The organism is Paracoccus marinaquae (assembly GCF_018860165.1).
In the GTDB taxonomy this organism is placed as follows: domain Bacteria; phylum Pseudomonadota; class Alphaproteobacteria; order Rhodobacterales; family Rhodobacteraceae; genus Paracoccus; species Paracoccus marinaquae.
Genome location: NZ_JAHKNG010000003.1, coordinates 143,455 through 154,204 on the forward strand (window position 1 = coordinate 143,455; position 10,750 = coordinate 154,204).

Here is a 10,750-nt window from a genome sequence, read left to right on the forward strand (position 1 = left end):
CTGATGCGGCGGATCGAGCGCGTTTTCGTCATCCTGAACGGCACCGCCGTCATCGCCGGTCTGGCGCTGATGGCGGTGGTCGTCGGCTGGAACGTCGCCGGCCGCTACTGGGGTGGCTTCTCGCTGCCCTGGTCGGACGAGGTGGCGCGCTACACGATGATCTGGCTGACCTTCCTCGGCAGCGGGCTGGCCCTGCGCGAGGGCGCCCATGTCGCCATCGCCAATGCGCAGGAGGCGCTGCCCGGTCCCGCCCAGTATGCGCTGCGATGGGCGATCCTGCTGATCCTGTTCGGCTTTTTCGCCTTCATGGTCTGGGTCGGCATCGACTATATGAACCGCATGGCGATCCAGAAATCGGCGGCTCTGCGATTGCCGATGAGATGGGTCTATGCCGCCATGCCGGCCGGTTTCGCGCTGATGATCGTTCATCTGGCACTGATCGCGCCGCGCTATCTGCGGGCCGGCTTCGCCCCCGGCGACGAGGCCGCGCGTGGTTGAGATCCTGATCGCCGCCTTCCTGATCCTGATGCTGATCGGCGTGCCGGTGGCCTTTGCGCTGGCGCTGGCGGCCTTTGCGGCGGTCGGCATCACCGGGCGCTATCCGCTGGTCGTGGTGGTCAAGGAGATGTTCACCGGCCTCGACAGTTTTCCGTTGCTGGCCGTGCCCTTCTTCATCCTTGCCGCCGAGATCATGTCGACCGGCGCGATCTCGGCCATGTTGCTGCGCTTTGCCTCGCAATTCGTCGGCCATCTGCGGGGCGGGCTGGGCTATGCCAATGTGCTGACCTCGACGCTGTTCGCCGGCATCTCGGGCTCGGCGCTGGCCGATGCGGCGGGCCCGGGGGCGATGATGGTGCGGATGATGGAGAAGGGCGGCTATTCGCGCGCCTATGCCGGCGCGCTGACCATCGCCACGGCGGTCGTGGGGCCGATCATCCCGCCCTCGATCACCATGATCATCTATGCGCTGCAGGACCGCAACGTCTCGGTCGGGTCGCTGTTCGTCGCGGGGATCCTGCCGGGGCTGCTGATCTCGGCCGCGATGGCCGGGGTGAACTGGTGGATCAGCCGCAGGCGCGGCTATCGCAGCGCCGAGCCGCGCCCGCCCGTCCGGCAGATGATCCGCAACAGCTTTGCGGCCCTTCCGGCGCTGCTTCTGGTGGTGCTGATCGTCGGCGGCATCCGTGGCGGCGTCTTTACCCCGACCGAGGCCTCGGTCATCGCGGTCGCCTATGCCATCGTCGTCAGCGCGGTCATCTATCGCGGCTTCACGCTGGGCGATCTGTGGGGGGCGTTCTGGCGGGCGGGGATCATGTCGGTCGCGGTGCTGATGATCCTTGCCGCCGCCCGCGCCTTCGCCTGGGTGCTGATCATCGAGGGCGTGCCGCAGGCCATGGCCGATGCGGTGATCGCCATGGATCTGTCGCCCATCGCCTTCCTGCTGATGGTGAACCTGCTGCTGCTGGTCTTCGGCATGTTCATGGATCCGCTGCCCGGGGTGATGATCCTGGTGCCGATCCTTGCGCCCATCGCCCACAGCCTGGGCATCGCGCCCGACCATTTCGCCATCATCGTCATCGTCAACCTGACCTTCGGGCTGATCACGCCGCCGGTCGGCGGGCTGATCTTCGTCGTCGCCTCGGCCACCCGGCAGTCGCCTGCGGCGCTGATCCGCGAATTGCCGCCCTTCTTCGTCGCGGCCATCGCGGTTCTGCTGATCCTGACCTTCGTGCCCGGACTCTCGACATGGTTGCCGGCGATCGGCGGGTTCGCGCGATAGGATCAGTGTAAATCTGCGGACTTGATAAATGTGCCGCCCGCAAGCATTCTTTCCGAGGATTTTCATAACCAAAGGAGGGGGACGATGGGCAAGCGTGATGAATTGATCGCGAAATACGCCACCGACATTCAGGACAAGTTTGGCCAGGCGCCGGATATGGCCCTGCTGACCAAGGTCACGATCGGCTGCGGGCCGTCGATCTACAATGCCGATGCCGAAACCGTCGCCGCCAGCGACGAGGCCGAGCTGGAGCGGGTCCGCTCGAGCTATCTGATCAAGAAGCTGGGCCTGCCCGACAGCCCGGACCTGCTGGCCGCGATCAACAAGGTGATCGACGCCTATGGCCGGTCGAACCGCAACAAGTATCGCGCGGTGATCTATTACATGCTGTGCCGGCATTTCGGCCGGGAAGCGGCCTATAGCTGACCGATCATCGCCTTGATGGCGGTGACGTGGTCGGGGGCGGCGGCCAGGCAATCGGCCGCCAGTGCCTCGGCTTCGGCCAGAAGCGTGGCGTCTGGGGCGATGCGGTCGATCAGGCCCCAGTCCAGCGCCTCCTCGGCGCCGATCTTCTGGCCCGCCATCAGGATCATCTTGGCCCGCGCCGCGCCGACCAGCCGGGTCATGCGCCGCGGATCGCTGGGCTGCGGCAGAAACCCCAGCTTCATCACCGGATAGAAGAACCTGGCGCCCGGCACCGCGATGCGCAGGTCGCAGGCCAGCACCATGCCGAAGGCGCCGCCCGCCAGCGTGCCGTTCAGTGCCGCGACGGTCAGGCAGGGCATGGTGGCGACGCGCGCCGACAGCCGTTCCCATTCCGGCGATTTCGCCAGCCCGGCCTTGGCCTCGGCCAGATCGGCGCCGGCCGAGAAGACCGTGCCCGCCCCGGTCAGGATCACCGCGCCGCTATCGCCCGCGGCGATCTGGTCCAGCGCTGCGGTCAGGTCGCGCAGCATCGTTTCGGTCAGCGAGTTGGCCTTGTCCTGCCGGTCGATGGTCAGCACCGCCAGCCCGCCGCGCCGTTCGGATCGGATCACGGAATGTTCCCTTTTCCTCGCCCTGCCGCTGTGCCAGACAGCGTGCAGGTTTATTGCATTTCGAAAGGTATCCGGCATGTTCCGCTCGCTTGCAACCTCGGCCGTCGCGCTTCTGGCAGGCGCCGCACCGCTTTTGGCCGAGGTGACCCCGGCCGAGGTCTGGGAAAATCTCAGCAGATACTACACCGACATGGGATACGACGTGGCCATCGCGGCCACCGATGATGCCGGCGGCACGCTGACCCTGTCCGAAATCGTGTTCTCGACCGATTCCGAGACGACCGAGCTGAGCATCGTCGTCCCGAAAATGACCCTGCAGCAGACCGGCGACGCGAAGGTGCGCACCATCATCGACGGCCCGGTCAGCGCCGATATGGTATCGAAAACCGTCGATGACGAAGACGTGAACCTCAGTTCGGTCATCACCGTTCCCGGCAATGAGATGCTGTCCTCGGGCAGCGCCGGGGACATGCTGCATGTGATGACCTATCCGACCATCGAGATATCGGCCCGCTTCGACACCGACGAGACCGCGGGCGCGGGTGCGGACATGCCGGTCCGGCTGGTGATGACCGGGGTCGCGGGCGAGTATCGCAGCAACTCGAAGGCAGGCCAGCAATCGACCTATGACCTGGCCGCCAAGGGGCTGGACCTGACGCTGTCGATGACCGATCCCGACACGGCGGATGGCAACGCGGGCAGCGTCACCGCGACCTCGCATGTGGATGGCCTGACGGCAAGCGGCAGCATGATCGCACCCGAGGGCAAGTTCGACATGGTCGACAACCCGCATGAGGCGTTCCGGGCTGGGATGGTCGTCCAGGGCGGGCTGGCGTTGGGTGCCGTGACCGGAGAGGCCCAGTTTTCGGGCACCGACGCAGAGGGGATGCCGCAGAATGGCAGCGCCTCATTCGCCTCGGACAGCAGCGAACTGCTGTTCAGCATGTCGCGCGAGGGGGTGTCCTATGGCGGCTCGGCCAAGGGCACCGAGGCCGAGATGACCGTCGGCGGATTGCCCTTCCCGATCAGTTACGCGATCGAGACGGCTTCGGGCATGCTGAATTTCCCGATCTCGAAATCGGACGAACCGCAGCCCTACAAGCTGAGCTACAGCCTCTCCGGGCTGACCCTGGCCGACGGCATCTGGGCCATGTTCGACCCGCAGGGGGCGCTGCCGCGCGATCCTGCAAACCTGACGGTCGATCTGGAGGGCGAGGCGCGGGTGACCGAGGATCTGCTGGATCCGACCCTGGCCCAGCGGATGGCGGCGACGATGGAGGAGACTGCGGCCACCGACGGGGCGGCGACGGATCAGCCGGCGACCGGGGACGAGATCATGCCCGAAATGCCGATGCCCTTCACGCCGGAAACCGTGCGCATCAAGCAGTTCCTGCTCGAGGCGGTGGGCGCGCGCGCCGATCTGAGCGGCGACCTGACCATTCCCGAAGGCGCCGAGCAGCCGGTCGGCACCGTCGAGGGCAGCTTTACCGGCCTCAACGCGCTGCTGGACAAGCTGGTCTCGATGGGTTTCGTGCCGCAGGAGCAGGTGATGGGCGCGCGGATGATGCTGGCCATGTTCGCCCGTCCGGTCGAGGGCAAGCCGGACGAATTGCAGACCAGCCTGGAATTCCGCGAGAACGGCTCGATCTTCGCCAATGGCCAGCAGGTCAAGTGATCCGGGGCACATGCTGAAAGGGGGCCGGGCATCCGTCCGGCCCTTTTCGTTTGCGCCCGCCGCCAAGGCGCGGGAAAAGGGGCGAAGGATGACGAGGGTGAGATGACCGGCGAGGGTGAATCCGCAGATCGGGCCGCAGTGTTGCAGGGGCTGGCCGAAGCGCTGGTCTCGGCGGCAAGGAAGGCCGGGGCCGAACAGGCCGATGCGCTGGCGATGCGGGGCCAGTCGGTCAGCATCGATGTGCGCGGCGGCGCGCTGGAACATGCCGACCGCGCCGAAGGGGTCGAGATCGGCCTGCGCGTGCTGATCGGCGGGCGTCAGGCCTGTGTCTCGGCCTCGGATCACAGCGCCGCCAGCATCGCCGAGATGGCCGCCCGCGCCGTTGCCATGGCCCGCGAGGCGCCGGTGGACGACGCGCTTGGGCTGGCCGAACCGGATCAGTTGGCGCAGGTCCGCGACGCGACGGCCCTGCAGATCGGCGACGACCGCCCCGATCCCGCGCCCGATGCCCTGCAGGACCTGGCGCTGCGGGCCGAAGCGGCGGCGCTGGCCGCGAAGGGCATCTCGCAGGTCGAGGCCGCGAATGCCAGTTTCAGCCGCCGGCATCTGTGGCTGGCCGCTTCGAACGGGTTTTCGGGCGGTTACGGGCGGACCACGCATGCGATCTCGGCCGTGGCGATCACCGGCGAGGGGCTGGGGATGGAGCGCGACTATGCCGCCGAATCCCGCGTCTGGGCGGCGGATCTGCCCGAGCCCGAGGACATCGGCCGTCTGGCGGCCGAGCGCACATTGGCCCGCGCCGGGTCGAGGAAGCCGCCGACCGGAGCCTTTCCGATCCTCTATGACCGGCGGGTGTCGGCCTCGCTGATCGGGCATCTGCTGTCGGCGGTGAATGGCAGCGCCATCGCCCGCGGCGCCAGCTGGCTGCGCAAGGCCATGGGCGAGCCGGTGCTGCCGGTGGGCATGGATCTGGCCGAGGATCCGCGTCGCCCCCGCTATCCCTCGTCGCGGCCCTTCGATGCCGAGGGGCTGGCGACGAGGCCGCGCAGGATCGTCGCAGACGGGGTGTTGCAGGGCTGGACCCTGGATCTGGCGACCGGGCGCAAGCTGGGCCTTGGCAGCACCGCCTCGGCGGCGCGCGGTCTGGCCTCGCCGCCCTCGCCGACGAACAGCAACGTGATCCTGACGCCCGGCGCGGCCGGTTTCGACGAATTGCTGGCCGGGATGGGGACCGGGCTGGTGGTCACCTCGATGCTGGGCGCGTCGATCAACGGCACCACCGGGGATTATTCGCGCGGCGCGGCCGGGTTCTGGGTCGAGAACGGCCGGATCGCCTATCCGGTCAATGAATGCACCATCGCCGGCAACCTGCGCGACATGCTGCTGAGCCTGCGGGCCGGCAATGACGCCCTGCCTTGGCGCGCGGCCGAGGTGCCCAGCCTGCTGGTCGAGGGGATGACCGTTGCCGGCGCCTGACGAGGATCTTGCCCTGCTGGAAGGCGCCGCCCGCGCCGCGGGCCGGATCGCGCTGGATTTCTGGCGGCAGGATCCGAAAGCCTGGGACAAGGCCGATGACGCGGGTCCGGTGACCGAGGCCGATCTGGCCGTCAACGAGGAACTGCACGCGCGGCTGACGGGTGCGCGCCCGGGCTATGGCTGGCTGTCCGAGGAGAGCGAGGCGGATTCCTCGCGGCTGGACGCCGAGCATTGCTTCATCATCGACCCGATCGACGGCACCCGCGCCTTCATCGCCGGGCAAGAGGGGTTCTCGCATTCCCTTGCTGTCGCGCGCGGCGACCGGATCGTGGCGGCGGTCGTCTTCCTGCCGGTCAGCGGTCGTTGCTATACCGCCTTTGGCGAGGGACCGGCGCTCTTGAACGGCGAGCCCATCGCCCCGACCGACAGGGGCGTGTCGGGTGCCAGCGTGCTGACCTATCGCGCCGTCTCCGAGCCCGGCCATTGGAAGGACGGACGGGTGCCGGATTTCCGGCGCGAATTCCGCCCCTCGCTGGCCTGGCGGCTCTGCCTTGCCGCCGAGGGGCGTTTCGATGCGGCCCTGTCGCTGCGCGCGGCATGGGAATGGGACATCGCCGCGGGCAGCCTGATCGCCGAACGGGCCGGGGCCGCGGTCAGCGACCGGTATGGCCGCCGGATGCGCTTCAACAGCCAGCGCGGCATGGTCGATGGCCTGATCGTGGCCGGCCCCCGTCTGCATGGCGAGTTGCTGGCGGCGCTGGATGATCCCGGCTTGCGGCCGGCCGGCTGACGCGGCGGGCTATCCGGTCAGGTCCGTCAGATACAGCGCCATGCCGGCCGCTGCCGCCCCGGCCAGCACCGGCATCATGCCCAGCCGGAACCGGAACACCGCAAGAATCGCCAGCACGGCCAGCGTCGGGGGCAGGGGTGCCGCATCCGGGCGGTGTCCTGCCGAAGGGGAGGATAAGGGGGCGGGCAGCTGAAGCCCTCCCACCGCGCCGGCGGATCACGGTCGTTGCGCCGCCATGGTCGCGGCATCCCGCGACCGCTGTCAATTTGCCGGTTTCCGGGTCAGTCGATCAGCGGATCGGGAACGGCGATATCCCGCACCTGGTCCGGATCGGTCAGGGTGACGCGCATGCCCTGGATATGCACGCCATGGTCCGACAGTGCCCGGAAGGCGCGCGAGAGGCTTTCGGGCGTCATGCCCAGATGCGAGGCCAGCAAACGCTTTTCATGCGGCAGCATGAAGCCGGCCGCGCCGCCATTCTCGGCCGACAGCCGCAGCAGGTAGGCGGCAAGCCGTTCGCGCGAATTCCTCAGCTTGAGGCTTTTTGCATGCCGGACCATGCTGCGATAGGCCGATGCAAGCTCGTTGGCGGCGTCCACGGCGAAATCGGGATCGCGGCGGAAGGTTTCGCGGATATCGACGGCCGGGATCAGCACGATCCTGCTGGGCTGAAGGGTCCGGGCCGACATCAGGTAATGCGCATCGCGCATGCAGGCGGCGAGGATGAAGCTGGTCACCGGCCGCAGGATCGCCATGGTGGTGTCATGGCCGTTCCATTCGGCGAACAGCTCGACCGTGCCCTCGACCAGCACATGCAGGAAATCCGCCCGCCCGCCCTGCCGGACAAGCTGCAACTGGGCGGGAAACTCCTGCGCATAGGCCGCCTGCATCATCGCGTCAAAGCTGGGCTCGGCCATGTTGGCGAAGATTTCGAGCCCGCGGATTTCCTGTCTTTCGTCGTCGCGCATGCCGTCCTGCGAATCGGTTTGCCAGTTTTTGATACGGCGAGTCTTGCGCATTCGGGGCCCATGTCGACATGACATAAGTCAAATCGCGGCACGTCAGCCGTCGATTCCTCCGATGACGGATGCCGGAACGGCGGGTCAGGTTCGCGAAGCTGTCGCGGCGCGAACGGCAATTGCGGTCGCTTTCCGCCGGACCCGCCCGAGCATTTGATTGAGATCAAATTCGCGATTTTGCTCTCGTGTTGGTTGTCCGTGAACCGCCCGGCTTTCTTGCCGGGCCCAACGGAGCAGTCGTTATGTCTGACCAGAAGACCGCATCTCCGGCAGAGCAGCAGAGGGCGCTTTGGCTCAGCACCACCGCCTTCACGCTTTGCTTTGCCGTCTGGACCATCTTTTCCATCATCGGGCTGGCCATCAAGGATGAGCTTGGCCTGACCGAATCCCAATATGGCCTGCTGATCGCCACCCCCATCCTCACCGGCTCGCTGACCCGCCTGATCCTGGGCGTCTGGACCGAGCGCTATGGCGGTCGCCTGATCTTTTCGCTGCAGATGATCCTGACCGGGGCCGCCACCTGGGCGCTGACCTGGGCCGAGACCTATCCGGCCTTTCTGGTGGCGGCGCTTGGCGTCGGCCTGGCCGGCGGGTCGTTCATCATCGGCGTGGCCTATGTGTCGAAGTGGTTCCCGGCCGGAAAGCAGGGCACCGCGCTTGGCATCTTCGGGATGGGCAATGTCGGTGCGGCGGTGACCAAGTTTCTGGCGCCCTTCGTGCTGGTCGCCTGGGGCTGGGAGGCGGTGGCGCAGATCTGGGCCGTGGCCATCGTGCTGATGGGCGTGGTGTTCTTCCTGATGGCCCGCGACGATCCGGCCTTCCGCGCCCGGCGCGAACAGGGCATTGCCGCGCCCTCGCTGGCCGAGCAGTTCGCGCCGCTGAAGAACCTGCAGGTCTGGCGCTTCTCGCTGTACTATTTCTTCGTCTTCGGCGGCTTCGTCGCGCTGGCGTTGTGGCTGCCGCATTACCTGACCGATGTCTATGGCGCCGATGTGCGCGTCGCCGGCATGGCGGCCGCGGCCTTCAGCCTCGCGGCCAGCGTGTTCCGCGCCTATGGCGGCGTGCTGTCGGATCGTTTCGGCGCCCGCACGGTCATGTACTGGACCTTCGGCTTCTCGGCGGTGCTGCTGTTCATGCTGTCCTATCCGCCGACCGATTACGTCATCCGCGGCAAGGACGGTCCGATCACCTTCTCGACCGAGATGGGCATGGTGCCCTTCGTCATCACGCTGTTCGTGCTGGGCTTCTTCATGAGCCTCGGCAAGGCGGCCGTCTACAAGCATATCCCGGTCTATTACCCGAACCATGTCGGCGCGGTCGGCGGCCTCGTCGGCATGATCGGCGGTCTGGGCGGCTTCATCCTGCCGATCATCTTCGGCGCGCTGCTGGATCTGACCGGCATCTATACCTCGTGCTTCCTGCTTCTGTTCCTGATCGTTCTGGTCTCGGCGGGCTGGATGCATCTGTCGGTCCGCCAGATGGAGCAGAAGGCGGCGGGAACCGAACTGGGCAAACTGCCCAGCTTCCCCGAACTGGCCGAGATCCACGACCCCGAGCGCACGGTCATGCCGAAGGTGCTGGACGACTGGCGCCCCGAGGATCCGGTCTTCTGGGCCGAGAAGGGCCGCAAGCTGGCGCGGCGCAACCTGTGGATCTCGATCCCGGCGCTGCTGCTGGCCTTCGCGGTCTGGATGGTCTGGTCGGTCGTCGTCGCGCGGCTGCCCGCCATCGGCTTCGAGTTCACCACCGGACAGCTGTTCTGGCTGGCCTCGCTGCCGGGCCTGTCGGGCGCCACGCTGCGGATCTTCTACAGCTTCATGGTGCCGATCTTCGGCGGGCGGCTGTGGACGACCCTGTCCACCGCCTCGCTGCTGCTGCCGGCGCTTGGCATCGGCTATGCGGTGCAGAACCCCGATACGCCCTACCTGATCTTCCTGACGCTGGCGCTGCTGTGCGGCTTCGGCGGCGGCAACTTCGCCTCGTCCATGGCCAATATCGCCTTCTTCTTCCCGAAGGCCGAAAAGGGCAATGCGCTGGCGCTGAATGCGGGCCTGGGCAACCTGGGCGTCTCGGTCATGCAGTTCCTGGTGCCGCTGGTCATCACCGCGGGCGTCTTCGGCGCGCTCGGTGGCGCCCCGCAGGAACTGGGCGAGGGCGGTCAGCTGTGGATGCAGAACGCGGGCTTCATCTGGGTGCCCTTCATCCTGCTGGCGACCGCTGCCGCCTGGCTGGGCATGAACGACATCGCCGATGCACGCGCCAGTTTCCGCGAGCAGGCGATCATCTTCACGCGCAAGCATAACTGGCTGATGTGCATCCTCTATACCGGCACCTTCGGCAGCTTCATCGGCTATTCGGCGGGCTTCCCGCTGCTGACCAAGCTGGCCTTCCCCGAGGTGAACGCGCTGCAATTCGTGTTCCTCGGGCCGCTGGTCGGTGCGCTCAGCCGTGCCGGCACCGGCTGGGTCAGCGACCGCTTCGGCGGCGGCAGGGTCACCTTCTGGACCTTTGCCGGCATGATCGTCGCCACCTTCGGGGTCATCAGCGCGCTTGGCGCGGGCAGCTTCACGGGCTTCTTCGCGGCCTTCATGGCGCTGTTCTTCCTGACCGGGGTCGGCAATGCCTCGACCTTCCAGATGATCCCGATCATCATGTCGAAGGAAGTGCCGCGGCTGATGCCCGACCTGGAGGCCGATGACCGCCGCCGCCAGTCCGAGCGGGAAAGTGCCGCGATCATCGCCTTCACCTCGGCGATTGCCGCCTATGGCGCCTTCTTCATCCCCAAGGCCTACGGAACCTCGATCGGCATGATGGGCTCGCCCGTGGGCGCGCTGTGGGGCTTCCTCGTGTTCTACGTGCTCTGCCTCGCGATCACCTGGGCCTATTACACCCGGCGCGGTGGCCTTCTTTACGACATCGAGCGTGGGCGGCCCGCAGCCGCTGCCCCGCAAACCGCCTGATCATCCAAAGGAG

The 10,750-nt window shown here is 67.1% G+C and carries 9 protein-coding genes; 7 read left to right on the plus strand and 2 right to left on the minus strand.

The window, feature by feature from the left end:
• Window positions 1-3: 3 nt before the first annotated feature.
• The 3 genes from KNW02_RS03370 (at window position 4) to KNW02_RS03380 (ending at window position 2,206) form a co-directional block, all read left to right on the plus strand.
• Entirely contained in the window at window positions 4-498 is a 495-nt protein-coding gene (locus KNW02_RS03370) for a TRAP transporter small permease (RefSeq protein WP_216031849.1), read from the plus strand.
• Window positions 491-1,780: a TRAP transporter large permease gene (locus tag KNW02_RS03375; RefSeq protein ID WP_216031850.1), complete on the plus strand. Its 1,290-nt coding sequence runs from the start codon at window positions 491-493 to the stop codon at window positions 1,778-1,780. The genes KNW02_RS03370 and KNW02_RS03375 overlap by 8 nt, the downstream gene beginning before the upstream one ends.
• Window positions 1,781-1,864: 84 nt before the next feature.
• Window positions 1,865-2,206, plus strand: coding sequence for a DUF2853 family protein (locus KNW02_RS03380; RefSeq protein ID WP_216031851.1), 342 nt, complete (start codon window positions 1,865-1,867; stop codon window positions 2,204-2,206).
• On the opposite strand, the gene KNW02_RS03385 is transcribed toward KNW02_RS03380, so the two are convergent.
• Window positions 2,197-2,817, minus strand: a complete 621-nt coding sequence (locus KNW02_RS03385) for an enoyl-CoA hydratase/isomerase family protein (RefSeq protein ID WP_348524672.1) — start codon at window positions 2,815-2,817, stop codon at window positions 2,197-2,199. The genes KNW02_RS03380 and KNW02_RS03385 overlap by 10 nt on opposite strands.
• Before the next feature lie 76 nt (window positions 2,818-2,893).
• Between KNW02_RS03385 and KNW02_RS03390 the strand changes: the two genes are divergently transcribed.
• The 3 genes from KNW02_RS03390 to KNW02_RS03400 all read left to right on the plus strand — a co-directional run bounded on the left by KNW02_RS03390 (window position 2,894) and on the right by KNW02_RS03400 (window position 6,758).
• Complete coding sequence (locus KNW02_RS03390; RefSeq protein WP_216031853.1) at window positions 2,894-4,492, plus strand: DUF2125 domain-containing protein; 1,599 nt, start codon at window positions 2,894-2,896, stop codon at window positions 4,490-4,492.
• Window positions 4,493-4,594: 102 nt separating this feature from the next.
• Window positions 4,595-5,968, plus strand: a complete 1,374-nt coding sequence (locus KNW02_RS03395) for a TldD/PmbA family protein (RefSeq protein WP_216031854.1) — start codon at window positions 4,595-4,597, stop codon at window positions 5,966-5,968.
• The gene (locus tag KNW02_RS03400; protein ID WP_216031855.1) at window positions 5,955-6,758 is read left to right on the plus strand and encodes an inositol monophosphatase family protein; all 804 of its coding nucleotides are present in this window, start codon (window positions 5,955-5,957) and stop codon (window positions 6,756-6,758) included. The genes KNW02_RS03395 and KNW02_RS03400 overlap by 14 nt, the downstream gene beginning before the upstream one ends.
• A 281-nt stretch (window positions 6,759-7,039) precedes the next feature.
• Here KNW02_RS03400 and KNW02_RS03405 read toward each other — a convergent pair whose 3' ends face one another.
• Entirely contained in the window at window positions 7,040-7,726 is a 687-nt protein-coding gene (locus KNW02_RS03405) for a helix-turn-helix domain-containing protein (RefSeq protein ID WP_216031856.1), read from the minus strand.
• 293 nt (window positions 7,727-8,019) lie between these two features.
• Here KNW02_RS03405 and KNW02_RS03410 point away from each other — a divergent pair, with 293 nt between their 5' ends.
• Window positions 8,020-10,737: a nitrate/nitrite transporter gene (locus KNW02_RS03410; protein ID WP_216031857.1), complete on the plus strand. Its 2,718-nt coding sequence runs from the start codon at window positions 8,020-8,022 to the stop codon at window positions 10,735-10,737.
• The last annotated feature ends 13 nt before the right edge of the window (window positions 10,738-10,750 follow it).

Coding starts and splice junctions, on each gene's coding strand:
- KNW02_RS03390 (WP_216031853.1), top strand. CDS start 2,894: ATGTTCCGCTCGCTTGCAACCTCGGCCGTCGCGCTTCTGGCAGGCGCC.
- KNW02_RS03395 (WP_216031854.1), top strand. CDS start 4,595: ATGACCGGCGAGGGTGAATCCGCAGATCGGGCCGCAGTGTTGCAGGGG.
- KNW02_RS03405 (WP_216031856.1), bottom strand. CDS start 7,726: ATGCGCGACGACGAAAGACAGGAAATCCGCGGGCTCGAAATCTTCGCC.
- KNW02_RS03370 (WP_216031849.1), top strand. CDS start 4: ATGCGGCGGATCGAGCGCGTTTTCGTCATCCTGAACGGCACCGCCGTC.
- KNW02_RS03410 (WP_216031857.1), top strand. CDS start 8,020: ATGTCTGACCAGAAGACCGCATCTCCGGCAGAGCAGCAGAGGGCGCTT.
- KNW02_RS03380 (WP_216031851.1), top strand. CDS start 1,865: ATGGGCAAGCGTGATGAATTGATCGCGAAATACGCCACCGACATTCAG.